We start from the raw sequence: 16,061 nt of genomic DNA, 5'->3' as shown, positions 1-16,061 counted from the left end.
AATAAATTATTATTCGTTTTTGTAAAGAATAGCTTGTTTTGGGTTAATTTGCTCTAATTAAAGGCTAATTTATTAAAAATGTAGGTTTAAAACGGCAACGATAATTTCCAAAATAATTAAAACGATAATAATAATCTCCAAATTATGGCCATGTCGATTGTCGAGATAACCATTAAACATATCAAAAATTTCATTGAGTGTATCGAGTCGATGATTAATTGCATTGACACGTCTTTGAATGTGTAGGTAACGTTCCAACATAGTGAAGTGTTCTTCTAAAGTTGGATGTTGCCAAAAGTATTTGGGATGATAAAGGAAATTACTAATTAGATTCATTTCACTTTTAGCACCCAGGATCTCTCCAATTATTTGTTGTATTTGAGTACGGCTAATTTCCATTTCACCAGTATGCGAAAGGCTTTGTATCATAGGGTTGTATTTTTCAATTAGCGCATCAATAATTGTTTCAAAATATTGTAATTTTACTGATTGAGAAAACCCATAAGAGAGACTGAGTTTGAGCTCATCGCTTTCATCCTCTATAGTCAAGCAATCCACATCAAAAAAATCATGTGGCTCTATCGTAGTTTTATCACGGAATTGATAATGAAATTCATCATGTACCAAAAGAGTGACCGGTTTATCAACCAATAGCTTAATGGTACTTAGATAATCATTAATTTGATAACGTTTGATTCCCCAGGAAACCACCGTGCCATTTTTAAAAATGAATATAGTGTGGTCTTTATTGTGATTTGCACTTAACTTTAGGACATCTCGAGTTTTCAATGAGGTAAAGTCAGTCGAAGCATTTTTAAAATGATTGTCAACACGTGATAAATCAATTGATTTGGCAATACAAAAACTTAAGCATTCCATGATGGTAATAACCCGCGAATAAAAGCTATATTCAATGATGAAAATAGATACATATGCTGTATCCAATAATCGACTCTAAGATCAGATACAGCATTTTACAAATATATAATAATTATCTCAACTTTAACTATTATACATCATTCTGTAGTTTCACGAGCGTGATAAGTTTTTTTTCGGTCGGTTGCCCCACATAACCATTTGGGACATACTTCTAAAATCTCAGCGATTCGGTTAAGTTGTTCGGTTGCTGGAAGTATGTGACCAAAGATTAAAGAGTTTGCTAAATGACGTGAAATTCCAAATACCTTAGCTACGGCTTTGACTTTTTCAGTTAATTCCTCTGGAAAGTCCAATGAAGCCAACTCGCGATTGAAGCGTTGCGAAAATACTTTACTGTTCATTTTCTCACTCCATGAAAAAATAATATTCAGCATCATGCTGACCCATCCTAGATACCTGTCAATCCTTGATTCAGGTAAAAGAGAGTTATAACCCATTTTTTTTTAATAGCAAAGCCTTTTTTGGCGTGAAATCAAATAGTTATTATTTACTTGTCATAATGGTAATGAGTTGACCACTGTTGCAGTCCAAACAATTGATTGAAAGCGGTGCGGTATCAATGAAGCGATAAAAATTCAAGCAGACAAATTGTGGTATAATAATTATACGATATGAATAAAAATTACATCCTAGAAGAACTTAAAATACATATCAGAAAAAATATTTTTGAGTGAGATATAAATGGGTAATAGCTATAAAAACATATATACAACATTAAGTTCTAAAGTTCCAAACCTTAATAATGAGAAAAATGTTTCTAATCCAAAAGCGCTTAAATTAAGCTATCTAGATGAAGCTTTTACTGTCTATTGCATAGAAAAATACAAAGAGAGCGCTAGGTTTCCTGAACAACCTAAAAGTCTAAAGGCGTATCAAATATTTACTAAGAACAACCCTGATTTTGTTAATTACAATAGGGCTGCCCTTCTTTTATACCAAGAAAAATTAGATGCCCTCGTAGTCGAATCCAGAAAGGATGCCGCTTTAGTAGAAGCATGTAAGTTGGCATTAACCAGTTTAATTTCAAAAAAAATTATAAAAATTAATCCAGAAGAAATAAATAAAGTAATTTCCTCCATAGTAGAAAAAGCAAAAAAAACTCCTGAAGGAAACTATTCCAATACTAAAGATTGGCATACTTGCTTAGCCACTTTTGTTATTGCTAAAAGAAAGTCAAAAGAAGCTAAGGCGAATGAAGAAATAAATAAAACAATGCACAAAGCTTTTAGCGCATTAGAGCCCTATGCTAGCTATAGTACAGAAAACATAATATATGATTTTGCCAAAGTAATAGAATATGCGTGTAAGCGATATGAAGATTTAAATCCTAACCCTAATGAGAACAGGGCACGCGATCTTCGAGCAATCAGAGGGATATTAGCTAAATATCAAAAGAATCAAGCAATACCACCACATCATATTGATAATGCGGTTAAAGAGATTGCCAGCCATTTCTTATCATCAAGTTTTAAGAGAGGTTTTTCAAGTCGATTTGAGAATTATATAGAGCAGGCTATTATTGATTTCTCTGCAAAGCATCCCGAAAAATTTAATAAATATAACCCTGAGAAAGATAAAAGAACGTTACAAATAAAAACGTGGTCTGATTCTACGAAAAATGAACCTAGCAAGAAATTGGTTTTAGCTGTCCATGGATTACAAGACAGCGTAAATACTTTTAATGTGGTTGCTAACCAATATGTCAGAAAAGGGTACACAGTCAAAAGTTATGACCAGTCGGGGGCTGCTTTTGACGAAGCTCGTGGGAAAGAGGATTTAAATATAAAACAAATGCAATTAGATTTTTATAGTATGTTAGAAAAGGCCTATTTAGATCCCAATGTGGATGAAATAATCTTATTAGGCCACAGTTTAGGAGGTGCTGTTATTGCTAATGCATTAAAAATGATCCATGAACTTAATGATAATCCACCTGCAAATATGCCTAAAGATAAGATAAAGAAAATTCAGTTAATAGCCCCAGCAGCTATGAAAAATCCACTGTTGCAAATTATCGGTAATCTACCAACGATTAGATCGAATCCGAGCGATAAAGATGAACATGCTCATCTTATAGGGCAAAGAGGGATAAGGCGAGAAGGTGGTGCTTCTGCGCTTTCGTCGTTTTCTGATTTTATCTCTTTTGTAGCGAGCGCTTTTAAAAATTTAACACGATATTTAACGGAAGAGCATGTCCAAAAACCAATTCCCATAGAAATCCATTACTCCGAGACAGATGGGTTGGTAAACAAATCTAATTTTGAAGAAATTGAACGAAAATCGCCTCATCCCACGCATAAGATTTTAAAAAACCCCACTGGAAAACATCATCTTCATGCGGCACCCGATTCAACTATAGTTGACAGTCTTGAAAGTGAGGACGATCTGAAAACAGGCCTCTAATAATTTTATGAGATACCAAAAATAAGTAATTGCTCTTCATCCTCAAAATTATCTTTAACTTTAATAAAGGGGATTCTAAAATCGGATAGGGTATTTTGGGGAGTTAATGAAGCCTCTTGGAAAAAGCTATTTGTTTTTTTGCATTCGGCAGCAAGAGAAAATCCCAATACATCAAAAATACTAAAAATTAGGGAAAGGAAACTGTAAAAAGCAAATTTAACTCGAACATCACTAGTAATGGCGGCTCGATGCTCCGCACAAGTAAAATTGAGTCGTTCTTCAAGGACCGAATGCTCGTGTAATTGCTTCTCCGGCGTTAATTTAAAATACTGCTTAACTAATGCGGTGAGTTGAGTTAGGGCAGCTTCTAATTCTTCAACATAAGGATTGTTAGTAACTTTTAATTGTTGGATTGTTTTCTTTATTGTTGCTAATTTTTTCCGAGCGAATTGTTTCGGATCAATTACACGCTCTCTCAAATACCAGTTATAAGTGATGGTGAGGACATGAAATGCATATGCTTTATGCTTCTGATCCAACATCCCTAATTCACGAGAAAACGAATCCAATACTTCTGCAAGGTAAGGATGTACTTTGATTCCCCGAACTGCCGCTTTAACCATGTTATCGATAGATGTCATATATTTATCGGGTTCCATGCTATTATTCAATTTCGCAGCATAGTCATATATAGCGAAAGCCGATTCGGTTAGATTTTTTTTATTCTTCTCATCATATGGATTTTTCAAATAATGTATTAATGCAGTTCTGAAATTTTGGATTAATTTTTTAGACATTCATTAAAAGCACATCTAGTTTTAATTTGGGCATTGTAACAAAATAATTTTTATTCGGTTAATAAAAAAGACAAAGAGAGCAAAAAATATGTCATCTTCCCGAAAAAGACTTTGCATTTAATGTATTGATAGCTCACCAATTCCAGACTCATTTACATAGGCTGTTTTCGAGCAAAATGCGAATTAATTTATAAATTTTTACACTATTCGTATGAAATAGGGTATAATGACGGACTGAAATTAATCAGAGTTGGTGTTTTATTTTTAGACAATAGCTCTTGTTTTCCTGTTCTTTGTATTGGTTTAAAGGAGAATAAAATCATTACAGAGAATATTTATTTCAAAATTAGGAGTTAAAACAGAATGATGAAAGTAGCCTCGGTAATATTGGGTTTGGTTTTAACTGGTTATGCTTTTGCAGACAATCCTAAAGAAATAGCAACTCATAAAGTAACTCTCGCGGGTTTGCAACCTGGAGAAGGTCGTTTTATTCGTAGTGATGTATTCGAAAATAACACATTTCAATCCGGTTCTTATTTTTGTGCTGGCGCTGATAGCGTTTTGTACGATATGCAGTACGTGTTTTCAAAAAGTCATGAACCATTTCATGCAGAGCATTTAATTAAATTTTCAATATGCCAAGACGAAACTATGGCCGAATGCCAAGAGTTTGCTACAGATAAGTATCTTACTTTTAGAAATCTAGATGGTTATTTGCAAAATAATATCACCAAATCAACTGTGGATGTTTCTCCCTTAAAAGTTGTTTATCAGTCTTGCGAACCTAGTCCGGACATGGATGAATTGGTTAAAAAGTCAATTTATGAAAACGATCGCCGTTTTTCCCATGTAGGATAATGATCCTTTTTTTGTTTGCAGTGTAACTCGAGAATTTTGAATGGATTACGATTCTCGGGTTTGCACCCATCAGGCTTTTGTTTGGCGCCAATTGAAATCAATCTGTTTTGTTAAAATTTTGCAAAACTCATCTATTTTTTGTCTTAAATGATGTGGCGGTGATTAAATAATCCCCCTTTTAAGTAAGTATCCATATTAATTTGGAGGTACAGTGAATGAAAAAAATGAATGTATTAGGAAGTTGTTTATTACTAATGCTTGCATGGAATGCGCACTCCTACCAGACTCGGGAAAGTAAAATTTACACTGATAAAGGTCAGCTGGTTCATATTGACGGACTCTCATGGTCTGGATTCCAAGACACCAATGTGGTTCAAGGCTTACAGAGCAATCCTTTTTATGCAATTCCCTCATTAAGTTCTAGCCCAAGAGCTTATGGAATGATGAATTTAATTAGCAAGCCATGGGAGTTCCCGAGTTCAGGCGTAGATAAAAACTCAGGGGTTAGTTTTAAAACCTTAAGATTACCGATACAACCAGAGGTTCTGTATGATGATCAACATGAGGTTGATTTGAATAAGTGGCTCTCAGATAAAGCGGTTCCCAGCGCGGGTAATGGCTTATTTTGTAAAACATGGCAAAGTAATGGAAGTGCTTGTGAAAAAGCAGTAAGTCCAAAACAAGCGTTCTGGACGGTTTTACAGGAGTTAAAAAAGAAAAACATCCGAGTAATGATTGACATCCATCACCGTCATGGTTATGGCGATTCAATGCGAGATGGTACTGTATATGATATGAAACGTTACGAACAAGATATTTCTCTTTTAGCTACAGAAATTAAAAAGCGTAACTTAGACAATGTGTTAGGCATTGATATTTTTAATGAACCTTATCGTTTAAATTGGTTTAAAATGCATGACTCTCAAGTACCCTGGACAAAAGTCATAGCAACAGCTGCGAATGCAATTCAGAAAAACAATCCTAGTCTGTTGCTCTTTGTAGAAGGGCCTGATTCAGGAAATGATGATTCAAACAATCCTGTAATTTGTGTCCCCAAATCGAAGATCGTAAATGATAATGGATACAGTCACTCACCTGATCCAGCTTTATGTGGCACTTTAGAGCGGATGTTTTTTAAAGGGAATTGGGGGGAAGATTTCAAGCCGTTACTCAATGAAAAACAAGCTAAAACTGGAGTTCCCGTATTTGATAAGGATAAATTTAAAAAAGAATTAGTGAGTCAAGGAATAAACCAGACTGCATTGCAGTGGTTGTTGGGCGATTCACAAGCGCAAAACAGCCATATCGTTTTCTCACCCCATGTATATCCTGCTGAGGTCGCTGGCTGGGAAACTGCGCCAGGAACTCCAAGTCAATTACGATTCGACTGGTCGTGGGGATTTTTATATAAGGCAGGTTATCCAGTTGTTCTGGGTGAGGCATCCTGGAAAACTGCAAAGGGCAAGGCCTTTTTTACAAATGCACTCATGCCTTATTTGCAAGCGAATATGGAAACCAACAATATATTCTTCTGGGCGATCGGGTATCTTGGGGATACAGTAAGTGCGATTGATCCTAATTCTGGTGAGCTCAATTTGGACGTACAGCAAACATTAAAAAATTACTTTGATGATGTTTAAAATGTAACCAGACTGAAGTGTGAGCGTAACCCGGGTTTCATCCCAAAATGTTCCCAGGTTACGCTGCGTTTCATCCCGCTAGAATCTATTCTCTATCAATCTTACTCGCTTCCCACACAATGATGGCAGGTAAATAAATTTTGAGGATCGTATTTGTGTTTTATTTGCAGGAGTTTCGGATAATTGGATCCCCATAAAGCCGATTGCCAATTTTTAATAAAATAATCTGCTTCATTTGGATAAGTACTCAAGTTGGGACTTAAGGTTTGTAGTCGTTCCATAGCCTTATGGGCTTGCTTTATCGCTGCGTTAGCTTTATTTAAATCCGGTTCATGTCCAGCAACATTGGCATAGGTATATTGTTGACCCCCTGAAATAATGACTAAAGCCGCTGCATTAAGTACTTCAGGATGCATGGACGTATTTTTTTGACGTGCAAGAGCATCTTTTGGGGCACCCGACAATCCTTTATTGAAATGAAGTGTAAGTTCAACAAAACGCGATGCGTCGAAAAGTGTTTTGGTCAATGATGTTGCGTTTTCCTCCGTAAATAATGTGAACGGAAGATACATGGATAAATAATAATTAATATACATAGATACTTCAGATTGATTTGATGCCCACCAATATTCATCTGGGGGCGCATTTTTTCCTTTGTTAACCACAATAGCTTCTGGTGCATTAGCAAGCAAATAATCAAAATCCCAGTAGTGCCTAGGAGGACGAGTTGCACTCTGAAGGCTAAATTGGTACTGCTCGGGTTTTTTTGCTAACCAATTAAGAAATGGTTGCCAAAGTTTGTCTACTTCGGTTTTACTTAAGCCCGAAAAAACGAGCGAGAAATTCATTTTATTATCCGGGGTTAGAGCAACTTGTTCCCCCCAGTGGTCATTATGGAGTTTGAGACGATAAAACTCGATAAAATGATGAATAAGTTGGAAGTATGCTGCATCCGATTTCGCAGTGATCGTACCTTTAACTTTTCCGAATAGATTGGGAAGGTCATGGGTTTGCAATGTAATTTTACTGACAATGCCATAGGTACCTCCACCTCCACCTTTTAATGCCCAAAATAAATCTTGATTCTGGCAGGCATTAGCAGTGCGAATGACTCCATCTGCAGTAATAATTTCGGCTTCTAAAACACCAGCGGCACCGGTGCCAAATTTTTTGGAAAAACTACCAAATCCCCCTCCTTGGATAAATCCGCCCGCAGCACCGACTGTGGCACAACCTCCCCCTTGAACGTAGCGGCCGTTGTGGGTAGTGACTTCTTTATAGACCTCTATCCATCGTGTGCCTGCGGCAACCGTGACTGCAGTCGTGGGAGTCTGGGTTGCAGGGCACCCCTGTGGAATGAAATGATCTTGAATAGTGACCTCACGAAGGGGATGGGTCCAGATTAAAAGTGAGTTCGGTGCGTTGGAGCGACCAAGATAATCATGACCAGTGCCTTTCACCACAAGTTTAATTCGATGCGTGCGTGCAAAATTAATTGCAGCAGCTATTTCTTGGGCGCTTTCCACTGCTACCACATAAGAACTCACTGCGGTTTGCCAGCCACCGACCCACCCATTGGATTGGGTTGCCCCAGCTTGTGACTCAATAAAATAAGGATTTTTTAACTCATGCAGAACCTTTTGGCATGAAGGGCTCTTAGAATTCTTAAAACAAGGAGATAAAGGGGATTGTCCGCGTAGTAAATGCCCATTTACTTGTTTATTAAACTCGTCCCATTGTGCTTGAGTGGGCCAACAGGGCTGATTTGGGGAACAATATTGAGAAGCCCCATTGCAAATGGAACTTATAAATAGAGAACATCCTATCATCCATAATTTCATGAAAAATCTTCCAACATCACTGAGGTTTTACATTCCAAGCAAGACAATCCCATGTCCCAGATGGCTCTTTATGCTCAAAGACACACAATCCTCCGGTTGCGACTTTGATTCCATATTGCGCACTGAATGCTGCAAAATCACCCGTTAAATAAGGCGCAAAACGAGCAATTCCATTGCTGGTAACTACCAGACATGTTTTCCCGGGGTATTCTTTACGAATACGCATAGAAAAATCAACCCAATTCTGAATCAGTAAAGAGGGATCGACATTCCAACCTTCAGGCACTATAGCTTGTGTTTCCCATGCATAAATTGCTTCCTTTCCAAGGCGTGCAACAACCTTTTCTTCGGGCAGATTTTCATCAGGCCCGTAATCGATTTCATTGAAAATGGCCAGCGTTTCAATCGACAAATGGGTCCCCATAGCCTTTTGGGCTTGTTCTGCAGTCTGTATGGCTCGTTTAAGCTTCGAAGTAAAAATTACATCTGGAATAAGACCATTGGTTTTCAGATAGTTGCCCAGTTTGCTTCCCTGAGTGAAGCCACTATTTACCAGCGGTAAATCAGTAATGCCTACTCTTCGAACCAGTTCGCCAGGCGCAAAAGTATTTCCATGACGAGCAACCAGTAATCGAGTCCTCATAGTTACATACTCTCTAATAGTTCACCGTGTTGGGCAATCAATGCTTCAGCACGAGCAATATCCTCTGGGCTATCAATGCCTGACATACTGGCACGACCTCTATAGTCAACGGGAATGCAACGAACTGTATAGCCATTTTCCAAGATACGTAATTGCTCTAAACCTTCCATTTTTTCAAATTTACTTTCTGGCAAGTTAATATAGCGTTCGAGCATATCTCGCGAATAACCATATAAGCCAATGTGACGAAAAATCGGACTTTTATCACTGTTTTGACGTAATTCTTTTTCTTTGCGGATGGCAGGAATAATATTTTTGCTAAACCAAAAAGCGTGGCCTGTTTGTTCATCGAATACGGCGGTAGTACCACTAAAGGGAGTGGCTAACTTATTTTGGCGCAAATTGTCCAGCTGATCCCAGGTTAATTGAGTTACGGGGGTAATCACGTCACAAGGAGAAGTAGTGAACGCATCGATTAATGCACGTAAAAAATCTGGCGGTGTTAAAGGAGCATCGCCCTGCATATTTAAAATGAAATCGGGTTGACTTTCCATAGAGCGTATTGCTTCGGCGACACGATCCGTTCCACTTGGCGCCTCTGGTGGAGTCATTATTGATGCAACACCTAATTCCTTACAATGATGGACAATTCGCTCATCGTCTGTTGCAACAACTACCGACACATTTTCTAATCCTTCCGCAGCAGCACGTGATAAGCGGACTACACGTTGCAACATCGTTTGCCCTTGAATCATTGCCAGAGGTTTTCCTGGTAAACGAGTAGAAGCATAGCGGGCCGGAATTACAATGGCAGTGTGCATGGCAAAAATTATTCCAATGAAAAGGGCAATAATAGCCTAAATATTTGAGGCTTACTATAGTAGAATAAGGTCACAATAATTCGGAAAAAAACATCCGCTGAGTCCTGTGAACAAATACTATTTCTTAATCATATCCGGAGTCTACGTACGCGGCTTTTCCGTGAGGCTACGGGTGGTTGGCAGGATCTTTCGGATCCTGAGAATAGTTTTTCAGCAAAGCATAGAAGATTCAGGGAAAGCCTTTGAATAAGAGGATGGATTTTACCGGCTTATTGATTCAACGTTTCTCACACCCGATTTTAGATAAGGACATTGGTATGAAAAAATTAAATCTCTTCACAGCAGGGTTAACGCTGCTTGGCGCAACAAGTGCTATTGCAGACAATCATTCTTTAGCGAAATTAACGGATTTGGCAGGTGCATCTGGTTTTGAAAAGTCTGTTCGGGATGCGGTAAAGCAACAATGGCAGCAATCCATGAACAGTATTACAGTAGACGGAATGGGTAATCTAATTGGCCAATACAAAGGAAATCAGAAAGGTCCTAATGTCTTGTTAATGGCACATATGGATGAAGTAGGATATATGATTGAATCAATTACTCCAGATGGCTTTATCAAAGTTATTCCTTTAGGCGGTATTCCAACTTCCGTAATTTTTGCACAGCGTTGGATGATATCCACGCCTAATGGGCCTATTTTAGCTTATTCAGGGATGGACTCGACCCATCTTATTGATGAAGCCAAGAAAAATCAGTTGCCCTCGGGGAATGCTATTTTTCTTGATATCGGGGCAGAAACAAAAGAGCAGGCTGAAAGCAAATTCAATGTGCGTCCAGGATTGCAAGTGACTCCTGCAAGCCAATTTAGTTCTTTGAGTGAAAACCGCTTTTTAGCAAAGGCTCTTGACGATCGCTTGGGGCTGGCGCTTATTGGCGATGTTCTAGACTCTATAAAAAACCAGGATAAAGCTAATCAACTCTATGCAGCAGCAACCGTACAGGAAGAGGTGGGGCTACGTGGGGCAAGTACTGTATATCAAAGTACTCATCCCGATATTACCATTAATGTTGAGGTAGGTATTGCCGATGATTATCCTGCTTTAATTGCAAAACGCAAAGGCCGAATAGCCTTGGGTAAAGGTCCTACTTTATTTGTCTATGATCGCTCCATGATTCCTCATCAAGAACTACTTAACTGGATTTTAGATTTAGCAAAAAAAAATAATATTCAAGTGCAACTTGAGTCAGAAATGGGTTATGGTCAAGATGGCTCAAAAGTTCAAGGTTCAGGTTCAGGGGTTCCTAGTATCAATATCGGAGTTCCTATTCGCTATGCACATCAACAAGCTGGAATGTTTGATAAACGTGATTATGAGCAAGCAGTTAAATTAGTCAGTCTAATTGTGACCCATCTCAACCAACAAGTAGTGGATCAAATTAAAGCCGGTTAAGAAGGGTCATCACTCGTTTAACCTGGATAAAATGACTCATTACATTTTTTCTTTGCATTTCTGCAAATAATATTGTGCTGGTGAGTCATTTGGATTTTTTAGTACGATTTGCTCAAAGCAATTTGCCGCATCCGCAAATTTTTTTGCTTCATAATGCGTTACAGCGTCCTTAAAAAGAGTAGCTGAATCCTTTTTTAACTGCATTTCAGTGGGGGAGTTATGATTAAAAACTTCATAAATTTCTATAGATAAGCTTTTGCCTTTCACTTGGGTTAAACCTAAACTACGTAAATTGTATTTTTCTTTTTGTTTTAATTCTTCATAGGTTTGTTCACCAATGAGAAGTTCAATATTGAAACTTCTAGTTAATGATTCAAGTCGAGAAGCTATATTGACTGCATCACTAATGACACTGCAATCCATCCGTTTTTCAAAACCAACAGTGCCTACAATCAAATTACCGGTATTTATCCCAATTCCTACATTAATCGGTTTTAGGTTATCGTGAACTCGGGTGGCATTAAAACGATCTAAAGCTTCTAACATATCCAATGCCGCGGTCACAGCGTCATCGGCACTATTAAATAATGCCATAATGGCATCACCAATATATTTATCAATAAGGCCAGAATTTTTTAAAATAGCAGGATCTAAATAACTCATTAGTTCATTAAAAACCGTGAAAATTTCAACAGGCGCTAAACGTTCAGCGAGTGTAGTAAACGATTTTATATCCAAAAAAAGAACGGTCATGACTTTTTCAACACAATCGCCGAGCTTGATATCTGCAATATTTTTACGATTTAGAACTTTCAAAAAATCTTGAGGAACAAAGCGTGCTACTGCAATCGCATTTTGCTGGATTTCAACTAACTTATTTATCAGTTCTTCATTCAAGGCTTTGACTCTTTGTTCAGCAATTTGTAGTTCTTGAAAATACGAATTAGTCCGTACCATATAACGGACACGATATCCTAATAGCGTTGGATTAATTGGTTTGGTGGTGAAATCAGTAGCTCCAGCCTTAAAGGCTTTATTAATGGATTCATAGTCTTCTAATCCAGTGACCATCATAATAGGAAGGAAAAGACAATCGGGTAATTTTCGAATCGCTGCACAGACTTCAAAACCATTCAGACCAGGCATTTCTACATCCAGCAAAATAGCATCAGGCTTCGAGGTTTTAAGTAAGGATAATGCGGCCTCACCATTCTCAGCTTGAATTACTTCAAAACCTACTTTAAGTAATGCATTGCAGGTAATTAAGCGCATGGTGGCACTGTCATCCACCACCAAGACTACGGGATTTTCTTTTTCCATAAAAGAGCTACTCATGTTTTGATGGACAAATTTTGGTTAAATAACTTGCAATCTGCTCTAAGCCAAGGACCTGATCTACAGCATTCAAGGACTGAGCCACAGCTCCCATACCAAAAACAATGGAACTCTCCTGGTTTTGAATCAATGTATGTCCATGAGCTTTTTTTAATGCCAATAAACCTTCTGCACCATCATCACTCATTCCAGTTAATAGAATTCCAATCGCCTTATCTCCAGAAACTTTAGCAATAGAGTTCAGCAATCGTGTAATCGAAGGGCAAAAACCAGAAACAGGAGGCCCATCAACTAGTTTACATATTAATTGTTCATGAACACGTTCAATTTCCATATGCTTGTGTTCGGGGGCCACATATACTGTTGCTTTTTGTAATGGTTCATAATCGACCGCATTTTTTACTTGAAGCGGTGAATTTTCTGCAAGCCATTGTGCAAATCCTCGAAGAAAGCCTGGACTCATATGTTGAACAATCATTATAGGTATTGGGAAACTAGAATCTAATTTCGAGAGAATGGCCTTTAATGCCATAGGACCGCCCACTGAAGCGCCTATTCCTAAAATTTCATAATTTATGTTGTTCGTGTCTTCTGGGTTATGCTTTTTGCTTTCATCAAGAGGTGAATATTTTTTTAGCGGTTTTTTGATCACCCGAATATCAGAGAGGCTTCTTAGGGTATCAACAATGTGTTGACTGCTTTCTTCAAAAGAAGGAGAAAATACATTAACGGGTTTGGCTAATGCAGTTAACGCACCTGCTTCAAGGATATGGAACGTGGCAGAGAGTGACTCATCATTCACCAGGGAGCTAATCACTACTATGGGTGTCGGATTCTGGGCCATAATAATGCGAGTGGCTTCGAGCCCATCCATAATAGGCATTTGAATATCCATCGTAATAAGATCGGGCTTTAATAGGGTAGTCAGGTCAATTGCTTCTTTTCCATTTTTGGCAATCCCAATGACTTCCATATCTTTTTCAGATTCTATGATGTGTTGAATTAATGCAACTTCGGTTGGTGAGTCATCAACAATTAAAATTTTAATCATGGGTAATAGTTCACTATAGCAGCATTTTTCTAATAATCTCCGCGGAGTTTAATACGAAATTAATTTGATTGCTGCCGGTTAGAGTAGCTCCGATGACACAAGGGATATGTGTTAATGGTTCTTGCAACGGTTTAAGTACAATTTCCCTTTCACCAATAATTTCGTCGACAAGTAAGGCAATACAGTCCCCATTTTTTTTGATTACCACCACGGAGATATGTTCTTTTTTATTCTGTTTGTTTTCACCAAGTTGCAGTACCTTAGACAATGAGCATAACAAAACTGGTTGTTCGTTGACAAGAACACTTGGACTTCCTTCCACAATCATAATGTCATGTTCTTTTAATAACATAATTGTTTCTACAGAATTGGTAAGGATTACAAATATTTGCTCATTACAGGCAACCGTTAATCCACGTTCCGTAGATAAGGTGAGGGGTACTCTCAGAAAAAAAGTGGTTCCTTCCCCGGGTTGGCTTTCGATACTGACCTGGCCCTTTAGCCTAAGCAAATTAGAACGTACGACGTCCAAACCGACGCCACGGCCTGAAATATCAGTTGCAATTTCTCGAGTGGAAAAACCCGGTCGAAAAATGAGCTCGTAAATATCTTCTTTTTTCATATTTTCAAGCTCAGATGGGGTAATTATGTTCTTTTGCAACGCGATGCGAATCACATCATCGGTTTTAATGCCGGCACCATCATCAATGATTTTGAATACAATTTGATTGTCTTCCTGGTTGACATTGATGCGAATATTTCCTTGAGGTGATTTACTGGCGGCTTTACGGACTTCGGTTTGTTCTATCCCGTGGTCGATTGCATTACGTAAAAGATGAACGATCGGATCCTTTAAGCCATCGAGGATCATTTTATCAATTTTTACATCATTAGTATTTATTTCAAGATTCACTTGTTTATTCAATTCATGGGCTAAATCACGCACGATTCGTGGTAGATAACGTAATTGAGTGGTAACCGGAATAAGTCGCAAAGTGCGAATCTCATCCTGGAGTGCATTTAATAAAATGGATAATTCGCTAACCGGGATTCGCATCTCCCTTTGCATTAAACGCGTCGAATCATGGATTTCTGATAATTCAAAAAAACTTGTAGCAAACAAAGATTCCTCTGATTCTTCTTTCTCTTGCATAAAAATGTTTAGAGTAGCCTTATTTTTTTTCCATGCTTGAACCAGATTTTCAATTTTAAAATTTATCTTCGTTAATTTGTTGTAATATTCTTCGATGGCAATTTTAATGGCTTGAATTTCTTCGGTATAAACTGAAACCCGATCTAAATTTTGTAACGAAACCCGGATTGATTCAAATTCAGTTGTTTTTACTTGTCCCTCTTGAGGCAGAGGCGCTTTTTTAACCGTCGAAAATTCTGCCCTTGCTTCTGGTAATGGCATTTCTTCACTGGATAATTCAGTATGATGTTCGAGTTGCAGTAAATGATTTTTTAAATCGAATGATAGTGGTTTTTGTTCACTGAAACATTGCATGGCTTCATTCATATAATCGATCGATTGCAGACAAAGATTAATCAGGCTCGAAGAAATTCTTATACTCTTTTTTTGGATTGCGGCAAATAAAGTTTCGATATGATGTGCAATCTCACCAACATCGAGAGCCCCTATACCCCGAGAAGAACCTTTGATGTTATGAGCAATTCGAAAAAGTTCTTCCAATAAACTCTTGGATTCCTCTGCAGATAAAGTTCCTTTTTCAAGTTGCAATAAACCATCAGTAATAGTGATTAAATTTTCCTGGAGTTCTAATTTGAATGTTTCAACCAGTTTTTTTATAAATTCATTATCCAAGGCTTTAGGCGTTGGTTTTTCAATTGAATCAGAGGTAGGTTGTCCCTCTAAACGTTGAGACTCTACAATTTTTTCCTCATCGGAGAGAGCATGCTGTAACTGATACAATAATGCATGATGCTCCTCAGAAAGCGGTTGTTTTTCTATAAAATCATGAAGAATTTCACGCATTCCATCTACAGCACGAAATCCTAAATTAATTAATTCAAGGGAAACGTTCCTTGACGGTTCAAACAATTTCTCAATGTATTCAGCCATTTTCCCCAGATCATCGACATCTAGAGAAAATGCAGAAACTTTAATGTTTCGTCCTGCGCGGGAAATTTCTTCCATCATAGGACTTAAATCACTCGATTCACTTTGTTCCATTTTTTTTAAGTGATCGGTGATAAGCGTCAGTAATGATTGAAGTTCTGCACTAAATGTCGCCAGTAATTCATCGTCTGGAGTCATATGG

The 16,061-nt window shown here is 37.8% G+C and carries 13 protein-coding genes; 4 read left to right on the top strand and 9 right to left on the bottom strand.

Annotated elements, in window-relative coordinates; all coding sequences use genetic code 11:
* Positions 1-72: 72 nt before the first annotated feature.
* Positions 73-879 carry an RMD1 family protein gene (locus tag ACWTE2_RS06800; protein ID WP_182392015.1) on the bottom strand — a complete coding sequence of 269 codons (807 nt, stop codon included), beginning with the start codon at positions 877-879 and terminating at the stop codon, positions 73-75.
* A 137-nt stretch (positions 880-1,016) separates the two neighbouring features.
* Positions 1,017-1,280, bottom strand: coding sequence for a hypothetical protein (locus ACWTE2_RS06795; RefSeq protein ID WP_182392014.1), 264 nt, complete (start codon positions 1,278-1,280; stop codon positions 1,017-1,019).
* Between the two features lie 340 nt (positions 1,281-1,620).
* Between ACWTE2_RS06795 and ACWTE2_RS06790 the strand changes: the two genes are divergently transcribed.
* Positions 1,621-3,342 (top strand): alpha/beta fold hydrolase, encoded by a 1,722-nt coding sequence (locus ACWTE2_RS06790; RefSeq protein ID WP_454784739.1) that lies wholly within the window; start codon positions 1,621-1,623, stop codon positions 3,340-3,342.
* 5 nt (positions 3,343-3,347) lie between these two features.
* Here the strand turns inward: ACWTE2_RS06790 and ACWTE2_RS06785 are convergent, their stop codons facing one another.
* Positions 3,348-4,139, bottom strand: a complete 792-nt coding sequence (locus ACWTE2_RS06785) for a hypothetical protein (RefSeq protein WP_454784738.1) — start codon at positions 4,137-4,139, stop codon at positions 3,348-3,350.
* A gap of 363 nt (positions 4,140-4,502) precedes the next feature.
* On the opposite strand from ACWTE2_RS06785, the gene ACWTE2_RS06780 reads away from it, so the two are divergent.
* Together ACWTE2_RS06780 and ACWTE2_RS06775 are read left to right on the top strand one after the other, a co-directional pair.
* On the top strand, positions 4,503-4,997 hold the full coding sequence (locus ACWTE2_RS06780) for a hypothetical protein (protein WP_454784737.1): 495 nt from the start codon (positions 4,503-4,505) through the stop codon (positions 4,995-4,997).
* 215 nt (positions 4,998-5,212) lie between these two features.
* A complete protein-coding gene (locus ACWTE2_RS06775) occupies positions 5,213-6,637 on the top strand; it encodes a cellulase family glycosylhydrolase (protein ID WP_454784736.1) in 1,425 nt (474 codons plus the stop codon).
* 101 nt (positions 6,638-6,738) lie between these two features.
* On the opposite strand, the gene ACWTE2_RS06770 is transcribed toward ACWTE2_RS06775, so the two are convergent.
* Genes ACWTE2_RS06770 through kdsB form a run of 3 tightly spaced genes read right to left on the bottom strand, consistent with a single transcriptional unit; the run spans position 6,739 to position 9,942 of the window.
* Complete coding sequence (locus ACWTE2_RS06770; RefSeq protein ID WP_454784735.1) at positions 6,739-8,478, bottom strand: FAD-dependent oxidoreductase; 1,740 nt, start codon at positions 8,476-8,478, stop codon at positions 6,739-6,741.
* A 16-nt stretch (positions 8,479-8,494) separates the two neighbouring features.
* Positions 8,495-9,121, bottom strand: coding sequence for a histidine phosphatase family protein (locus ACWTE2_RS06765; protein WP_454784734.1), 627 nt, complete (start codon positions 9,119-9,121; stop codon positions 8,495-8,497).
* A 2-nt stretch (positions 9,122-9,123) separates the two neighbouring features.
* Complete coding sequence (gene kdsB, locus ACWTE2_RS06760) at positions 9,124-9,942, bottom strand: 3-deoxy-manno-octulosonate cytidylyltransferase (protein ID WP_182392007.1); 819 nt, start codon at positions 9,940-9,942, stop codon at positions 9,124-9,126.
* Between the two features lie 317 nt (positions 9,943-10,259).
* On the opposite strand from kdsB, the gene ACWTE2_RS06755 reads away from it, so the two are divergent.
* Positions 10,260-11,393 (top strand): M42 family metallopeptidase, encoded by a 1,134-nt coding sequence (locus ACWTE2_RS06755; protein ID WP_454784733.1) that lies wholly within the window; start codon positions 10,260-10,262, stop codon positions 11,391-11,393.
* A gap of 39 nt (positions 11,394-11,432) precedes the next feature.
* Here ACWTE2_RS06755 and ACWTE2_RS06750 read toward each other — a convergent pair whose 3' ends face one another.
* Genes ACWTE2_RS06750 through ACWTE2_RS06740 form a run of 3 tightly spaced genes read right to left on the bottom strand, consistent with a single transcriptional unit; the run spans position 11,433 to position 16,057 of the window.
* Positions 11,433-12,713, bottom strand: a complete 1,281-nt coding sequence (locus ACWTE2_RS06750; protein ID WP_454784732.1) for a response regulator — start codon at positions 12,711-12,713, stop codon at positions 11,433-11,435.
* 7 nt (positions 12,714-12,720) lie between these two features.
* Positions 12,721-13,779, bottom strand: coding sequence for a chemotaxis-specific protein-glutamate methyltransferase CheB (gene cheB, locus ACWTE2_RS06745; RefSeq protein ID WP_454784731.1), 1,059 nt, complete (start codon positions 13,777-13,779; stop codon positions 12,721-12,723).
* Positions 13,780-13,792: 13 nt separating this feature from the next.
* Positions 13,793-16,057, bottom strand: coding sequence for a chemotaxis protein CheA (locus ACWTE2_RS06740; RefSeq protein ID WP_454784730.1), 2,265 nt, complete (start codon positions 16,055-16,057; stop codon positions 13,793-13,795).
* Positions 16,058-16,061 lie beyond the last annotated feature (4 nt).

This window comes from Legionella nigrisilvae, from assembly GCF_977063395.2.
The sequence above is the reverse complement of the archived record's forward strand: the minus strand, read 5'-3'. Positions and strand labels throughout refer to the sequence as shown.

Excerpts from the sequence above, each read along its gene's own strand:
- ACWTE2_RS06800 (WP_182392015.1), bottom strand. The coding sequence starts at position 879 with ATGGAATGCTTAAGTTTTTGTATTGCCAAATCAATTGATTTATCACGT.
- ACWTE2_RS06795 (WP_182392014.1), bottom strand. The coding sequence starts at position 1,280 with ATGAACAGTAAAGTATTTTCGCAACGCTTCAATCGCGAGTTGGCTTCA.
- ACWTE2_RS06790 (WP_454784739.1), top strand. The coding sequence starts at position 1,621 with ATGGGTAATAGCTATAAAAACATATATACAACATTAAGTTCTAAAGTT.
- ACWTE2_RS06785 (WP_454784738.1), bottom strand. The coding sequence starts at position 4,139 with ATGTCTAAAAAATTAATCCAAAATTTCAGAACTGCATTAATACATTAT.
- ACWTE2_RS06780 (WP_454784737.1), top strand. The coding sequence starts at position 4,503 with ATGATGAAAGTAGCCTCGGTAATATTGGGTTTGGTTTTAACTGGTTAT.
- ACWTE2_RS06775 (WP_454784736.1), top strand. The coding sequence starts at position 5,213 with ATGAAAAAAATGAATGTATTAGGAAGTTGTTTATTACTAATGCTTGCA.
- ACWTE2_RS06770 (WP_454784735.1), bottom strand. The coding sequence starts at position 8,478 with ATGAAATTATGGATGATAGGATGTTCTCTATTTATAAGTTCCATTTGC.
- ACWTE2_RS06765 (WP_454784734.1), bottom strand. The coding sequence starts at position 9,121 with ATGAGGACTCGATTACTGGTTGCTCGTCATGGAAATACTTTTGCGCCT.
- kdsB (WP_182392007.1), bottom strand. The coding sequence starts at position 9,942 with ATGCACACTGCCATTGTAATTCCGGCCCGCTATGCTTCTACTCGTTTA.
- ACWTE2_RS06755 (WP_454784733.1), top strand. The coding sequence starts at position 10,260 with ATGAAAAAATTAAATCTCTTCACAGCAGGGTTAACGCTGCTTGGCGCA.
- ACWTE2_RS06750 (WP_454784732.1), bottom strand. The coding sequence starts at position 12,713 with ATGGAAAAAGAAAATCCCGTAGTCTTGGTGGTGGATGACAGTGCCACC.
- cheB (WP_454784731.1), bottom strand. The coding sequence starts at position 13,779 with ATGATTAAAATTTTAATTGTTGATGACTCACCAACCGAAGTTGCATTA.
- ACWTE2_RS06740 (WP_454784730.1), bottom strand. The coding sequence starts at position 16,057 with ATGACTCCAGACGATGAATTACTGGCGACATTTAGTGCAGAACTTCAA.